Below are 15,527 nucleotides of genomic sequence, written 5' to 3'. Positions count from 1 at the left end.
TTGCATTCCTCCAACTTAGCGGGATATTTTTCGAATATTGCGCAATAAATGGCCAATTTGGTCATTTAATTACGCAAAAGCTGCGATTCCCTAGCCTTTCGTCCTTGGAGTGTCAACAAGGCTGACGTAATGTCTGCACACCAACACATGAGGACATTATGGCAGACGGACGCGGCCCCGCAGGCAGCAGTGGCGAGAGCCTGCTTTTTCTGACGGATGAACAGCTGAGGCAGGCGATAGAGGCAATGTTCTTTGCCTATCGCGGCTTTACTGCGGACCCGGACCGTATCCTGGTCGACATGGCCTATGGCCGGGCCCATCACCGTGCCATCCACTTTATCAACCGGGCGCCGGGCACAACGGTGAACAACCTGTTGAATATCCTTGGCGTCACGAAACAGTCACTCAACCGTGTGTTGCGGACCCTGATCGCAGATGGTCTTGTCGAAAGCAGGGTGGGTCGCAACGACAAACGCGAACGCCACCTTTACCTGACGGATGCGGGCCGCGCCCTGGAACAGACCCTGTCTGATGCCCAACGCGCCCGGATGCGCACAGCGTTCCGCGATGCCGGTCCCGAAGCGGTGGCCGGATTTCGCACTGTATTGGAGGCGATGATGGATCCTGAAATGGGCGCAAGCTACACGCGGCTCAAGGAAAGCGGATCATGATGGACATGGACGCCCATCTGCTGATCGTGGATGACGATGAGCGCATTCGCACGCTGCTCCAGAAATTCTTGATGCGAAACGGGTTTTTGGTCACTGCGGCCCGTGATGCCGCCCATGCGCGGCGCATTCTGGCGGGGCTGGATTTTGACCTGATCGTTCTGGATGTGATGATGCCGGGCGAAGATGGCCTGTCGCTCACCCAATCGCTGCGCGAGACAATGCAGACACCGATCATGCTGCTGACCGCCAAAGGCGAGACTGGCAACCGGATCGAAGGGCTTGAGGCAGGCGCCGATGATTATCTGGCCAAACCCTTTGAGCCCAAGGAACTTCTGCTGAGGATCAACGCCATTTTGCGCCGTATGCCGGACACCAGCGCACAAGATGCCGCGCCCAAGGTGCTGTCGCTCGGGCCGATCCGCTATGATCTGGAACGCGGCGAGATGTGGCAAGGGGATGACCTCGTGCGACTGACCGCTACCGAAGTGCAATTGATGAAAATCTTTGCCGCGCAGCCCGGCGCGCCGCTCAGCCGTGCCAAACTGGTTGAGGAATTGGGCCGCGATCGCGGGCAGGCGCAGGAACGTGCGGTAGACGTACAGATCACCCGCTTGCGCCGCAAGATCGAGGATAATCCCAAACAGCCGCGCTATCTTCAAACGGTGCGCGGTGCGGGTTATATGCTGGCGCCGGATTGATAAAAAGTCCGGGTTTGGCCAGCGCCGCAAAGGGGGGCCAGCCCCCCTGACCCCCCGAAATATTTAAGGCCAAAAAGAAAGATGACCGGCGCATCTGGCAGGCCTTTCGCTTCACCGTTAATGTGGCCGGGAATTTGACAGAAAGGCACTGACATGTCCGAAACATCCGTGGATGAGATGAACTTTGAAACTGCGATGGCGGAGCTGGAAAAGGTTCTCGGCCAGCTGGAGCGGGGCGATGTGGCACTGGACGAATCGATTGCGCTTTATGAGAGGGGTGCCGCGTTGAAGGCGCGGTGCGAGGCCAAGCTGAAGGAAGCCGAAGAAAAGGTCGCGGCGATCACTTTGGACGGCGATGGCAATCCTGTGGGGGCCAAGCCTGTTGAAGGTCTCTGAGATAGACGGATCAACCGCGCGGTTGCCTTTCGCGCAGGCGCTTGGCGCGGCGCAGGATGTGGCCGCGCATTGGATTGGCGCAACCCTTGCCAAGAACAGCAGCGAGATCGCGCAAGCCATGGGATATGCCACCCGCGGCGGCAAGGGATTGCGCGCGTTTTTGGTGTTGGAAAGCGCCCGGATCTGCGGATGCAGCGCGGCGCAGGCCGGACCGGCGGCGGGCGCGATTGAGGCGCTGCATGCCTATTCTCTGATCCATGATGATCTGCCTTGCATGGATGATGACGACCTGCGCCGCGGCCAGCCGACAGTGCATCGCAAATGGGATGAGGCCACGGCGGTATTGGCGGGCGACGCCTTGCATTCATTGGCGTTTGAATTGCTTGGTGATGTGGTGTGCGATCCGGCACAGAAGATGGATCTGGCCGTTAGCCTTGCAAGAGCGGCGGGCGTGGCTGGCATGGTCGGCGGACAGGCGATGGACATCGCGGCAGAAACCGCTGCGCTGCCTTTGACATTGGACGAGATAACTGCGCTTCAGGCCGGCAAGACCGGCGCGTTGATCATATGGTCCGCGATGGCCGGGCCGCGCATGACCGGCACGGATGGCACCGCGTTCAAATCCTATGCTGATGCCCTTGGGCTGGCCTTCCAGATTGCGGATGACATTCTGGATGTCGAAGGCGACGCGGCCGTGGTTGGCAAAGCCACGGGCAAGGACGCGGGCGCGGGCAAGGCCACCTTCGTGTCGCTGCTGGGGCTGGATGGGGCCAAAAGCCGCGCCTCTGACCTGGTGCAATCTGCCTGTGATGCCCTATCTTCCTATGGAGAGGATGCCGAAACCTTGCGAGAGGCCGCTCGCTTCGTTATTGCCCGCGAGAAATAAATCACCCGGAGGGGGGTTCAAATGACCGACCGACCTGTCACCCCGCTGCTGGACCGCGCCAAGCGGCCCGCCGACCTCAAACAATTCAGCGATTCTGAACTGACCACGCTGGCCAGGGAACTGCGTCAGGAAACCATTTCTGCCGTTTCAGTAACCGGTGGGCATTTGGGGGCAGGTCTGGGTGTTGTTGAACTCACCGTCGCCCTGCATGCGGTCTTTGACACGCCACGCGACAAGATAATCTGGGACGTCGGGCATCAGTGTTATCCGCATAAAATCCTGACCGAGCGACGAGACCGCATTCGCACCCTGCGTCAGAAGGATGGGCTTAGCGGGTTCACCAAACGCAGTGAAAGCCCCTATGATCCTTTCGGCGCGGCCCACAGCTCAACCTCGATCAGCGCGGCACTTGGCTTTGCCGTGGCGCGGGATCTGGGCGGAAACATCCCCGAAGGGCTGGGCGATGCGATTGCAGTGATTGGCGATGGGTCGATCTCGGCCGGAATGGCCTATGAGGCGATGAATAACGCGGGCCATCTGGGCAAGCGGATGATCGTCATCCTCAATGACAACGAGATGTCGATTGCGCCACCCGTTGGCGCAATGTCCAGCTATCTCAGCCGTCTTTATGCCGAAGAGCCTTTTCAGGATTTCAAAGCCGCCGCCAAAGGTGCAGTGAGCCTGTTGCCTGAGCCCTTCCGCGAAGGGGCAAAACGGGCCAAGGACATCCTCAAGGGGATGGCCGTTGGCGGCACCTTGTTTGAACAACTTGGTTTCTCGTACGTCGGGCCGATTGATGGACACGACATGAACCAACTGCTGCCCGTGCTGCGTACGGTCAAGGAACGCGCCACCGGGCCGATCCTGATCCATGTGCTGACCAAAAAGGGCAAGGGATACGCCCCCGCGGAGAAGGCCCGAGACAAGGGCCATGGTGTTGCCAAGTTCAATGTGGTCACGGGCGAGCAGAAAAAAGCGCCCTCCAACGCGCCAAGCTACACCTCGGTCTTTGCGCAAAGCTTGCTGCAAGAAGCGGCGGAAGACGACAAGATTTGCGCCGTGACCGCCGCCATGCCCGACGGCACCGGATTGAACCTCTTTGCAGAACGCTATCCCTCGCGGTGCTTCGATGTAGCGATTGCCGAACAGCATGGCGTGACCTTCTGTGCCGCGCTGGCCGCAGGCGGAATGAAACCCTTTTGCACGATGTATTCGACCTTCCTTCAGCGCGGGTATGATCAGGTGGTGCATGACGTGGCGATCCAGCGTTTGCCGGTCCGTTTCGCAATTGACCGCGCCGGACTGGTGGGCGCGGATGGCGCGACCCATGCAGGCGCTTTCGATATCGCCTATCTGGCCAACCTGCCGGGGTTTGTGGTCATGGCCGCTGCCGACGAGGCGGAACTGAAACATATGGTCGCCACCGCAGCGGCTCACGACGACGGACCCATCGCCTTTCGTTTTCCCCGTGGCGAAGGGCGCGGCGTTGATATGCCGGAGCGTGGCACGCCGATTGAAATCGGCAAGGGCCGGATGATCACCCAAGGGTCCAAAGTGGCGCTGTTGTCCTTCGGCACGCGGCTGGAAGAAGTCGAAAAAGCCGCCGAAGCCTTGGAAGCAAAAGGCATCACGCCGACGATTGCCGATGCCCGTTTTGCCAAACCGCTGGACCGCGATTTGATCCTGTCATTGGCCGCGGATCACGAGGCACTGATCACCATCGAAGAGGGCGCTGTTGGCGGCTTTGGCAGCCATGTAGCGCAGCTGCTTGCAGATGAGGGTGTGTTTGACGAGGGGCTGAAGTACCGCTCCATGGTCTTGCCGGACACGTTTATTGATCAAGCCAGCCCGGCAGACATGTATGCCGTGGCCGGAATGAACGCCGAACATATCGAAGCGAAAGTTCTGGACGTTCTGGGCATTGCCAGCCTTGGGGCGCAGCGGGCCTAGGGCTTTTTCTGCTGCTCCAAAAGCTGTGCCAATTGCCCCTCAATCACCAGCAAACGCGCGGTGACGTCATCGCGGTAGGCCCCGGTTTCGGCGTCCGCTTCTTCGTGGTGGGCGTCTTGCATGGAATTCACGATCAGACCCACCAAGAGGTTCACCACGGCAAAAGTGGTGACCATGATGAAGGGAATGAAGAACATCCAAGCGAGTGGGTACACCTCCATCACCGGACGCACGATGCCCATTGACCAGCTTTCAAGTGTCATGATCTGGAACAGGGAATAGGCCGACAGGCCCAGCGTGCCAAACCAGTCAGGAAAGCTTGCCGCAAAAAGCTTGGTCGAGATCACCGATCCGATGTAAAAAATCAGCGCCATCAGGGAAAAGACCGAGGCCATGCCGGGCAAGGCGGTGATGAACCCTTCGACAACGCGGCGCAGACGCGGCGCAGCGGAAACCAGTCGCAGCACCCGCAGGATGCGCAATGCCCGCAACGCCGAGAAACCCTGAGCCGCAGGCACCAAAGACACGCCAACAATGACAAAATCAAAGATGTTCCATCCGTCGCGGAAAAACCGAAGCCGGTAGGCGAACAATTTGGCCAGCAACTCCAGCACAAAAATAGCAAGACACAGCCTGTCCAACGTCAGGATCAAATCACCGGCGACATCCATCGCGGTCCTGGAGGTCTCAAGGCCAAGCAGCACGGCATTGAAAACAATCACCGACATAATTGCGGTGCCAAATTTTTTCGTCGCCAAAAACGCCTGAAGTCGTTGCTGTACCGTCATATTCCTGCCTATGCCACTTTTGCCCCTATATGGCGTTGGCCGGGTGCCTGAACAAGCCCGCACGGATCAAAGCAATGAGACCCCTGCAAATATGCTGAGCGCAACAGCGCAATACCCCAACAGCACGTAGACCCCGTCATGTGTTAAAAGACCAAAGACCAGCAACGCGACGGTAGCCGCCCCGATCGAGGTGACCAAAGGCAGGATTTCCAACAAGGGCCAAGCCAGTGGGAGTGCGGCGCAAATGGCCAGGGTGATCCAACGCATCACACCTCTGGTCAGAAATTGCAGCCGCATCTGCGAATGTCGGTCCAGAAACGCGCAGGGTTTTCGCATCCAACGCACCGCCTGAAGCAATCGCTCGGATCGAAAACGCTGACGCAACAGGATTTCCGGCAACCAAATACGTTTGCGCCCGGACAATGCCTGCACGGCCATCGTGACAATGATCATCGCCGCGAGGCTTGGCATCCCCGGAATTCCAGAAAGTGGCGATACCATCAGCAGCGCTATAAGCAAAATAAAGGGTGTGATCGCCCGGTTGCCAAACTGGCGTAGCAGATCGCGAAAGGACACTTTGCGATCCTGCCCCGCCTCTTCCAAACCATCGAGCATTTCTGTCAGTCTATGGTCTGTATCAGGCGCGGGCATGTGATCAACTTGAGGTTTCCCGTTTCAAAAGGTCGGTCAGACCACTTCGATAATCGGGGTATTGCGGTTGCCAACCCAACGCCTCTTTGATCCGATTGTTCCTGACCTTCTTGCTTTCTGCATAAAAGCTGCGGGCCATCGGGGTCATCTCAGCGGTTTCAAAATCCATCGATGGCGGCAATGGCACATCCAAAAGGGTGGCCGCATATCCGATAACATCTTGCGGCGGCGCGGGGTCATCATCGCACAGATTGTAGATCGCGCCGGGCTGCGGGGTGGCGATTGACAACTCAAGCGCCAGAGCAATGTCTTCCACATGAATTCGTGAGAACACCTGCCCCTTTTTGATGATCCGCCGTGCGGTGCCCTTGCGCACCTTTGCAAAGGGGCCGCGGCCGGGGCCATAGATCCCGGCAAGACGGAAGATGTGCAGCGGCAAATCAGGGATTTCCTGCCACGCCGTCTCGGCGCTGACACGGGCCAATCCACGCTTTGTGGCGGGGGTCAAAGGCGTATCCTCATCTACCCAATCACCGCCGTGATCTCCGTAAACACCGGTTGTCGAAAGATACCCCGCCCAACGCAGATGCGGCGCTGCTGCGGCGATCTCATCGCGCAAAACGCCAAGCACCGGATCGCCGTCTGGGCCTGGCCCTGCAGAGATGAGAATATGCGGCACCTGCGAAAAAAGCGGCGCGATATCCGTGCCGGGCCATAGCAGAGGTTCAACACCGGTCGCCGCAATGTCATCCAGTTTGTCCGCGCTGCGCGTTGTTCCGATGATCCGCCAGCCCTGCGGGATCAGCCGCTCGGCCAACGCGCGGGCGCTGTATCCGTGTCCCAAAGAAAGAAGCGTTTTGTCCATCTGCAATACCTGCCCCTTTGCGCCCCGCGCAGCAAGAGGGCAATGGTCATCTAAATCTGCCTGAGATCAGTACTGACACCGTGCGCCAAAGCAATTTTATGTCCAGGCAAAGGCTTTGATTGCGCTGATAGATCAAATCCAGCTTTGCCTTGCGCGGTACAAAAACCCGCGCATACACCGCATCTGTTTCGGACGCGGTGTAACAGTGTTGCAGGCGGTGCTCCTCCACACCGTGACAAATGATGCTGGCCAGCCCCGTCACACCCGGACGGTTTTGCAGAACATCCGCGTAAAGATCCGGAAAACGCTCAACATAAGCTCGCAATGGCGGGCGCGGCCCGACAAAGCTCATGTCACCGCGCAGGATGTTCCACAATTGCGGCAGCTCATCCAACCGAAACCGTCGCAACCAACGGCCGCTTGGGGTCATTCGGTTGGCCTTGTCGCCGCCGGTCACCCCCTGATCATGGATATCCTCTTTCATGCTCCGCAATTTCCAGAGCCTAAAGGCACGGTGCGGAGTTTTCATCCGTTCCGAGACAAAGAAAACCGGCCTGCCCTCGGCCGCCAAAAGCCACAGCAGCAAGACCACCATTGGGGCAATCAAAAGCGTGATCAACACCAGCGCCATCACCAGGTCAAACATGCGCTTGGACAGGGTCATCAAATGGCTCGGGCCTGCGGTTTTTCCCAACCGCGCCATTCCGCAACCAGATCATCAGGGCTCGCGCGTGGCACCCGAGCCCCCAGGACCTGACCAAGCACATCCACGTTCAGCGTTACATCAGGGATCACACCATCTCCTGCGTCTCGATAGGTCCATGACAACCCCGCAGCATTCAAGAGCGTGCCTGCCTCTATCGCCCCGCGCAGCGCAACGTTCAAAACCGGCGGCACGTGTGGCATGAGGGTGAGCCGATAGATTATCGCAGCCAGATCGGCCCCCCCGATGTAACTGCGGCGCGGGGTTGTGCCGTCGGGCAATTGATCAAGCTGCATCGCAGGGTGCCAACCGCCAAGGATTGCATCAGCGCCAGCCACATTGCCGATCCGCAGCGACGTGACAGGCTGATCCAAAGCGATGCCGATGGCATGGGCTTCTTCCTCCATTCGCAGTTTTGAACGTCCATAGGCACTGATCGGGCAAGGCCGGGTGGTTTCGCCCAAGGCACCGGCCTGTTTGCCATAAATCGCGGCGGAGGATGCCAAAAACACCCGTGGGCATCCGGCGGCCTTTGCGGCCTGAACCGCGGCGCAGGCAAGATCGCTGTTCACTCCGAAATCGACAGGAGCTGTTGCCAGGCCATTAGGCACAACCCCAGCCAGACAAACCACCGCCCTTTTGCCCCGCGCCGCCACAATAAGAGCATTTCGATCCCTCAGAGGATCAAACCGTAAGTCCCCCATGCCAATTTGCCGGCTTTGGCCAATCAAACCATGACCGGCCGGCCAATACTGGCAACACATACGGCCCAACCGGCCGCCCGCGCCGAGCAGCAGAACCGGCCCATGTCTATCTGTGATCGTGGCACCGCCTGAACCTATCATCGCTTCAGGCTATCGGCGGAATGGTTAATAGATGATTGATATCTGAACCGTCAGAGTGCGATCCGCTTGTCCTTGGGCACAAGCGCGTTGATCTGCGCAATATGTTCGGGAAGGCATTTGGTCAGGAAATCATATTGCGCAACCGCATGCGCCCGTGCCGCGCCGCCCAGACGGGCAAAGTCATCGGGCCGCGCCAGCACATCCACCACTTGCGCGGCCAGCGCATCATGGTCAAAGAAATCAACCAGCATCCCGGTTTCGCCATGGGTCACAGCCTCGCGCACGGAAGGAACATCAGAAGCCACGATCTTTGCCCCCATCGACATCGCCTCAAGCAAGGACCACGACAAAACAAAAGGCATCGACAGATAGATGTGGCAACTGCTGATCTGGATCAGCTTGCAAAAATGGTCATAGGGCACCTGCCCCAGAAAATGCAGGCGCTCCCAATTGAGATCTTTGCCAACTTCGGCCTCCATCTCTGCACGCAATCCGCCCGGCGTCTTGGCCTTACCGCCGTAGGACACATCATTACCGCCCACGATCAGGATACGCGCATTGGGCCGTTCGCGTTGAATGCGCGGCAATGCCCGCATCAATGTGTGAAACCCGCGCGTGCGTTCCAGATTGCGCGCGACATAGGTTACCACCTCATCTTGCGCCGTCAGGGGCTTGTCCAATCGTCCCAGTCCAACCTCTGCTGTTGGGTCAGGCTGCAGCAAATCCGTGCGAATGCCATCATGGCAAACATAGAATTTCTCGTGAAACCGTTTGGGAAACCGATCCTTTTGCCAAACCGTCGGACATTGGCCCAAATCAACTGTTTCGATATTGGCCAGAGGCACGGCGTTGCGGGCCTGCATCAAGAATGGTGCATGATCCGTTGGCGGCTCTGCTGGATCAAAGCCAACGGTCCCACCCGTCATGTTGTAGTAATATTCGAAGAATCCGATGATTGGCACATCTGGCCAGATCTGCTTGAAAAACGTCAGTTCCCCCCAACCGACATGCCCGATGACGATGTCAGGTTTGAACCCTTCCTCCTGCTCCAGCTTTCGCGCCGCCGTCGCCGCGCCAAAACCTGCACCGGTCGCCGCTTCCCACACCTTTGACAGGCCATAGGCATCTTTGGCTGGGGTCCGGTGCGGCTTGTAAATGCGGGTCTCGACACCGGGAAAAGATGGCGCATTTCGACGTTGGGTCAAAAAATAGATCCGATGCCCGCCCTGCGCTGCCAACCATTGCACAAGCTCGCGATATTGGCCCGGCATGTTCTGATGGACAAATAGGACATTCATATCAAAGACCTGCGTTTGAGGGTGTTGTGCGCAGATAACCAAAGCGCGTTCACCTTGGCAACGCAACCGGACGTTTAACGCCACCTCTTTTTTGCGCTCTTTATCACGGAACGAGGCCGGACGCCTTTGAAATCACAACAAACGCGGCCCGCTCACTTGGTGTACATCTGCTTTTTGAAGGCTCTTGTCCGTTTCGTCGCGGCTGCACTGCCATCGTGGAAAGACCCAAACCATTTGTCCCAAGGCATCTCTACTGTGCCGTAGTTGCATTCAAAATACCGATGATGCAGCTGATGAAAGAAATCACCCATCTTTGCCTTCTCCTGATTCCGGACCACCAGTTGATCAAAGCCGGAGTGTGAGAACACCGGATGCACCGATTGCACATAGCCATGAAACAGGACGTGGATCGGGTGACTGGGCACGATCAGATGAATCGCAAAATTCGTGTAAAACAGCAGGTGCTCAAGTGGGTGCATTGAAATGCCGGACCACGGTCCAACATTGACATTCCGATGATGCAAGGCATGGGCATGCTTATATATCGCAGGCACATGCAACAGTCGATGAACCCAGTAAAAATGAAACGATGACCAGATCACCAGAAACGGGAACAGCAACAAAAACAAAACCGGATTGTCCGGGAACATCATCGCGGGCGCATGGCCGTTCGCCATCATCCAGAACACACCCCATTGGGCCGCCGTCCAAAGGGTGACACCACTGATCAAGGTCCAGAACATATTGTCCCAAACCTGATTGCCAAAGGTATAGGTGCCATTGCCACGGGCCAGATCACGTGCATCGTATTTGGTCTGGTTTCCCTGTTTTCGCCAATGGTAGAGCCACATATGCAGCCCGCCCGCACAGATAACCTGCGGCAGCAGATTGGCCAGCCACACCCGCACCATCCAACCGGGCTGAAAACTCTGCATCGTGTCTAACGCGGGCAGTAGCGTGAAATAGACGGCGACGGAAAACGCTGCGGTGATCGTGATGGTTGAAATGGTCAACCAATAGGCGGCATACCACCGCAACACGGCCATGGGCTGCGGTGGCCAATCAAAAAGCGGGTTGTTTCGAACCGGCCCAGGATGATGGTGCCAGCGGTCCGCCTCTGCACCGATATCCGATTCAGTGGTCATAATCGGACCCTTCACCGTCCAATATCGCTTTGAGTTCTGCCAGATGCCGCGCGTCTTGCTCGGGGTAATTCTCCAGCTCCCGCGCGGTCTTTTCGGCGATCTCGTCAGAAATGCGCCGCAGCGGCAAGCCGGTTTGCAGAGCCTTGATGTAGGTTTCTGCCGCCCGTTCGAAATAATAGAGCCTATTAAAGGTATCCGCGACTGTATCCCCGATCACCATTACCCCATGAGAGCCCATGACCATGACCTTTTGCTTGGGGTCCGTCAGCAGTTCCGCACAGCGCGCGCCCTCATCCTCAAAGGCCAGACCGCCGTAGTTTTCATCAATCACAACACGGTTAAAGAAAGTACAACAATTCTGATCAATCGGAGGCAGGCGACTGTCTTGCAGACAGGCAAGAACGGTCGCGTAGATCGAATGCACGTGCATCACACAACGGGCATGCGCACAGGCGCGATGCACCCCGCCATGAAGACCCCAGGCCGTAGGATCAGGCGCATTAGGGCCTGATAATGTCTCTGGATCGTTGGCATCAACCATCAACAGATCACTGGCGCGGATACGGGAAAAATGAACTTGATTTGGGTTCATCAGGAACTGCGTACCGTCGTCATTCACCGCAAGTGAAAAATGGTTGGCGACCCCCTCATGCATGTCAAGGCGCGCGGTCCAGCGGAATGCCGCAGCAAGATCCACCCGTTCTTGCCAGTGGTCCATGTTTTGCCGAATTTTTGTCACGCTCATGTTTTGTCCCTTCGTTTGTTTCACTCTGCCGGAAAGCCCGAAAAAGAACCTCTCAAAAAACGACATTCAGAGTGGTCGACTGGCAACCCAGGCGTATCCGTTCTCACACAGGATATAGGCTTCGCGCAGGCCGTGTGGTTTGTCTGTCGGCTCTTGTAAGACGGTGCCGCCTGCCGCTTCGGCTTTGGCACAAGCTGTTTCCGGGTCTGTGTCATACAACCGGATCTCGATCCCGCCTCCACGTGGAGGGTTTTCGGGCAGAAGACCAAGCAGCGGATTGGAATGATAGGTGCCATCACTGTGCAGTTGGAAGACCTGATCGCCGTACTTTACGATCGCAAAATCTGCGGTCGGCTGAAACGCCTTCATGCCAAAAACAGTGTCTAAAAAGGCGATTTGCGCCGAAACATCCCGCACCAAAAGGTTCAATCCGATACCCCGCAAACTGGCACCAAACTCCTCGGCTGAGACCTTGTCGAAATCCATCTGTTCTTTCCTCGGTTGAACCCGCTCAAACCGTGTGTCACCTTGGGCCATGACGCAAGAAATTTTTCCCTCATGGCCCGATGTCGCCCCTCAACTGGTCAACGTGGCTGCCGGGCGCAGCCCTGCTGATACGATCATCACCGGCGGCCAATGGGTCAATGTACACACCCGTGAAATCCTGCATGATCACGATATCGCCATTGTCGCCGGTCGTATTGCCTTTGTAGGGCCAGACGCCAGCCATTGCCGTGGTCCAAGCACGCAGATTATCGACGCCAAAGGCCGCTATATGATCCCCGGTCTGTGCGACGCGCATATGCACATCGAAAGCGGGATGCTGACACCGGCAGAATTTGCCCGCGCCGTGATCCCCCATGGCACAACATCCATGTTCACCGATCCCCATGAGATCGCCAATGTTCTGGGTCTTGAGGGCGTGCGCATGATGCATGACGAGGCCCTGATGCAGCCCGTGAACATTTTTACCCAAATGCCATCCTGCGCCCCGTCCGCGCCCGGAATGGAGACGACAGGCTTTGAGATCAGCGCAGAAGATGTGGCCGAGGCCATGCAATGGCCTGGTATCATTGGTCTCGGCGAAATGATGAACTTTCCCGGTGTCAGCAACGCCGACCCACAAATGCTGGCCGAAATTGCCGCAACCCAGCGGGCAGGCAAAACGGTAGGCGGGCATTATGCGTCGCCCGACCTTGGGCCCGCTTTTGCAGCCTATGTCGCAGGCGGGCCGGCGGACGACCACGAAGGCACCTGTGAGGCCGACGCAATTGCCCGGATGCGGCAGGGGATGCGGTCGATGATCCGTCTGGGTTCTGCATGGTATGATGTCGAAACCCAGATCACCGCGATCACGGAAAAGGGGCTCGATCCGCGCAATATGATCCTGTGCACCGACGACAGCCATTCGGGCACATTGGTCAACGACGGGCATATGAACCGGGTCGTGCGACACGCCATCGATTGCGGCTGTGATCCGGTTGTTGCCTTGCAAATGGCCACGATCAACACCGCCACGCATTTCGGGTTGGAACGCGATATCGGGTCGTTGACCCCCGGCCGCCGTGCGGACGTTGTGCTGACTTCAGACCTCAAAACCCTCCACATAGAGACTGTTATTGCCCGCGGACAGATCGTAGCCGAGGCAGGCGAATGCCTGGTGGACTGTCCACATTACGATTGGCCCGAAGCGGCCCGGAAAACCGTGAACATGGCCAGGGATCTGACCCGTGCAGATTTCCGTATTGATGCGCCCAAAGGGGCAAACGCCGTAACCGCAAATGTCATCGGAGTGGTGGAAAACCAAGCACCCACACGGGCCTTGAAATTCGAACTGCCGGTAACCGATGGACAGGTCCAAAGCACCGGAGAGGTTTGCCAGATCGCATTGGTGGAACGCCACCGCGCAACAGGCGGGGTGGTCAACGCCTTTGTGTCCGGCTTTGGCTATGACGGCAACATGGCGATGGCCTCGACCGTGGCGCATGACAGCCATCATATGATTGTTGTCGGCACGGACCCTGAACAGATGGCGTTGGCGGCAAACCGGCTGCGCGAAGTCGGCGGCGGCATTACCATTTTCCGTGATGGAGCAGAACTTGCGTTGGTTGAGCTGCCGATCGCAGGTCTTATGTCTGACAGCCCCGCAACCGAAGTCGCCGCCAAGGCCGAGCAGATGATGCAGGCCATGCGCGACTGTGGCTGTACCCTGAACAACGCCTATATGCAGCATTCCCTGCTTGCGTTGGTTGTCATCCCCGAGTTGCGGATCTCTGACCTTGGGTTGGTCGATGTCCGGTCCTTTGAATTTATCCCCGTGTTAGAGCCTCATTCATGACCAAAATCCTGACCCCGAATGCCCGTCCTTCGGAAGAATTCACCGATGCCACTGCCGCCGTTGACCGGTTGACGGAGCTGTATATGGAAGCAACCGGTTTCCTGCGCGATCAGTTCAACGCAGCGATGCAGGACACGCCGCAAGAGGTTCGGATCCGTGCCTTTTATCCAGAAGTCCGGTTTCGCACCTCAAGCTATGCCCGTGTTGATACGCGGCTGGCCTTTGGGCATGTCTCGTCGCCAGGCACATTTGCGGCCACCATCACCCGGCCAGACCTGTTTCGCAATTACCTGATCCAACAGATCGGCCTACTGCTTGAGAACCACGGGCAGCCGGTGATCATTGGTCCATCTGACACGCCGATCCCCGTGCATTTTGCCGTGACCGGCGAAAGCGCCATGGAGATCCCGCAGGACGGGGCGGCCGAATTCACCCTGCGCGATGTCTTTGATGTGCCGGACCTGAGCACCACAAACGATGACATCGTGAATGGCACCTATGTACCGCAAGACGACGTGCGCCCACTTGCCCCCTTCACGGCACAGCGGGTGGATTATTCCCTGGCTCGTCTGGCGCATTACACAGCGACGGACCCGGAACATTTCCAGTGTCACGTCCTGTTCACCAACTACCAATTCTACGTCACAGAGTTCGAAGAATATGCGCGGGCGCAATTGAACGATCCTGACAGCGGCTACACCTCTTTTGTCTCGACCGGAAATGTCGAAATCACCGCGGGCGACACGCCATTGGGCGAGACACAAAAAACCCCGCAAATGCCCACCTACCACCTCAAGCGGAAAGACGGCTCGGGGATTACACTGGTTAACATCGGTGTCGGCCCATCCAACGCCAAGACGGCCACAGACCATATCGCCGTGTTGCGCCCTCATGCATGGCTGATGGTTGGTCACTGTGCGGGTCTGCGTAACAGTCAGGCCTTGGGTGATTTTGTATTGGCCCATGCTTATCTGCGCGAAGATCACGTGCTGGATGACGATTTGCCAGTCTGGACCCCTATCCCAGCGTTGGCCGAAATCCAGATCGCGCTGGAACGCGCCGTGGCGCAAGTGACCCAGCTCGAAGGGTATGAACTCAAGCGTGTGATGCGTACAGGCACCGTCGCGACCATCGACAACCGCAATTGGGAATTGCGCGATCAATCCGGCCCGGTGCAACGGCTCAGCCAATCGCGGTCCATCGCCCTCGATATGGAAAGCGCGACCATCGCCGCCAACGGCTACCGTTTCCGGGTGCCTTACGGGACATTGCTATGTGTGTCCGACAAGCCGCTGCACGGGGAGTTGAAACTGCCCGGCATGGCATCGGATTTCTATAAAACACAGGTCGCACGGCATTTGATGATCGGAATTCGGGCAATGGAATTGCTGCGTTCGACCCCGCTTGAGCGCATTCACAGCCGGAAATTGCGCTCGTTTGACGAAACCGCCTTCCTTTAAAGGCCAAAAACAGCAGAAAATCGCATGTTTTGCGGTTTTTCGCGCCACTATTCGTTGTGTTATCCTACAACATACCGTTACATTCCGC

The 15,527-nt window shown here is 57.6% G+C and carries 16 protein-coding genes; 7 read left to right on the top strand and 9 right to left on the bottom strand.

What is annotated here, in order from left to right; all coding sequences use genetic code 11:
- Window positions 1–158: 158 nt before the first annotated feature.
- The 5 genes from K3754_RS01155 (at window position 159) to dxs (ending at window position 4,601) form a co-directional block, all read left to right on the top strand.
- Complete coding sequence (locus K3754_RS01155; RefSeq protein ID WP_259940129.1) at window positions 159–671, top strand: MarR family winged helix-turn-helix transcriptional regulator; 513 nt, start codon at window positions 159–161, stop codon at window positions 669–671.
- On the top strand, window positions 668–1,369 hold the full coding sequence (locus tag K3754_RS01150) for a response regulator (protein WP_203209416.1): 702 nt from the start codon (window positions 668–670) through the stop codon (window positions 1,367–1,369). Before K3754_RS01155 ends, K3754_RS01150 begins: the two co-directional genes overlap by 4 nt.
- A 153-nt stretch (window positions 1,370–1,522) precedes the next feature.
- Window positions 1,523–1,765, top strand: coding sequence for an exodeoxyribonuclease VII small subunit (locus tag K3754_RS01145; RefSeq protein ID WP_259940124.1), 243 nt, complete (start codon window positions 1,523–1,525; stop codon window positions 1,763–1,765).
- On the top strand, window positions 1,725–2,651 hold the full coding sequence (locus tag K3754_RS01140) for a polyprenyl synthetase family protein (RefSeq protein WP_259940123.1): 927 nt from the start codon (window positions 1,725–1,727) through the stop codon (window positions 2,649–2,651). The genes K3754_RS01145 and K3754_RS01140 overlap by 41 nt, the downstream gene beginning before the upstream one ends.
- A 21-nt stretch (window positions 2,652–2,672) precedes the next feature.
- A complete protein-coding gene (gene dxs / locus K3754_RS01135; RefSeq protein ID WP_259940119.1) occupies window positions 2,673–4,601 on the top strand; it encodes a 1-deoxy-D-xylulose-5-phosphate synthase in 1,929 nt (642 codons plus the stop codon).
- Here the strand turns inward: dxs and K3754_RS01130 are convergent.
- From K3754_RS01130 to K3754_RS01090, 9 genes are all read right to left on the bottom strand, one after another.
- Window positions 4,598–5,389 (bottom strand): ion transporter, encoded by a 792-nt coding sequence (locus tag K3754_RS01130; RefSeq protein ID WP_259940114.1) that lies wholly within the window; start codon window positions 5,387–5,389, stop codon window positions 4,598–4,600. The genes dxs and K3754_RS01130 overlap by 4 nt on opposite strands.
- Window positions 5,390–5,455: 66 nt before the next feature.
- Window positions 5,456–6,040 (bottom strand): exopolysaccharide biosynthesis protein, encoded by a 585-nt coding sequence (locus K3754_RS01125; RefSeq protein WP_259940112.1) that lies wholly within the window; start codon window positions 6,038–6,040, stop codon window positions 5,456–5,458.
- 4 nt (window positions 6,041–6,044) lie between these two features.
- Entirely contained in the window at window positions 6,045–6,905 is an 861-nt protein-coding gene (locus K3754_RS01120; RefSeq protein ID WP_259940108.1) for an SDR family oxidoreductase, read from the bottom strand.
- A gap of 46 nt (window positions 6,906–6,951) precedes the next feature.
- Window positions 6,952–7,569, bottom strand: coding sequence for a sugar transferase (locus K3754_RS01115; RefSeq protein ID WP_259940106.1), 618 nt, complete (start codon window positions 7,567–7,569; stop codon window positions 6,952–6,954).
- The gene (locus tag K3754_RS01110) at window positions 7,569–8,453 is read right to left on the bottom strand and encodes an NAD(P)-dependent oxidoreductase (protein ID WP_259940103.1); all 885 of its coding nucleotides are present in this window, start codon (window positions 8,451–8,453) and stop codon (window positions 7,569–7,571) included. The genes K3754_RS01115 and K3754_RS01110 overlap by 1 nt, the downstream gene beginning before the upstream one ends.
- Window positions 8,454–8,503: 50 nt before the next feature.
- A complete protein-coding gene (locus tag K3754_RS01105) occupies window positions 8,504–9,751 on the bottom strand; it encodes a glycosyltransferase family 4 protein (RefSeq protein WP_203209425.1) in 1,248 nt (415 codons plus the stop codon).
- Window positions 9,752–9,903: 152 nt separating this feature from the next.
- Entirely contained in the window at window positions 9,904–10,896 is a 993-nt protein-coding gene (locus tag K3754_RS01100; protein WP_259940101.1) for a sterol desaturase family protein, read from the bottom strand.
- Window positions 10,886–11,641, bottom strand: a complete 756-nt coding sequence (locus K3754_RS01095; RefSeq protein WP_259940099.1) for a class II aldolase and adducin N-terminal domain-containing protein — start codon at window positions 11,639–11,641, stop codon at window positions 10,886–10,888. Before K3754_RS01095 ends, K3754_RS01100 begins: the two co-directional genes overlap by 11 nt.
- Before the next feature lie 66 nt (window positions 11,642–11,707).
- A complete protein-coding gene (locus tag K3754_RS01090) occupies window positions 11,708–12,127 on the bottom strand; it encodes a glyoxalase/bleomycin resistance/extradiol dioxygenase family protein (RefSeq protein WP_203209428.1) in 420 nt (139 codons plus the stop codon).
- A 49-nt stretch (window positions 12,128–12,176) separates the two neighbouring features.
- Here K3754_RS01090 and ade point away from each other — a divergent pair, with 49 nt between their 5' ends.
- Window positions 12,177–13,979: an adenine deaminase gene (gene ade / locus K3754_RS01085; RefSeq protein WP_259940097.1), complete on the top strand. Its 1,803-nt coding sequence runs from the start codon at window positions 12,177–12,179 to the stop codon at window positions 13,977–13,979.
- On the top strand, window positions 13,976–15,439 hold the full coding sequence (locus tag K3754_RS01080) for an AMP nucleosidase (protein WP_203209430.1): 1,464 nt from the start codon (window positions 13,976–13,978) through the stop codon (window positions 15,437–15,439). Before ade ends, K3754_RS01080 begins: the two co-directional genes overlap by 4 nt.
- Window positions 15,440–15,527 lie beyond the last annotated feature (88 nt).

This window comes from Sulfitobacter sp. M368 (assembly GCF_025141875.1).
GTDB classification, from domain to species: domain Bacteria; phylum Pseudomonadota; class Alphaproteobacteria; order Rhodobacterales; family Rhodobacteraceae; genus Sulfitobacter; species Sulfitobacter mediterraneus_A.
Note: the sequence above shows the minus strand (reverse complement) of the source record. Positions and strands in the feature narration are given on the sequence as shown.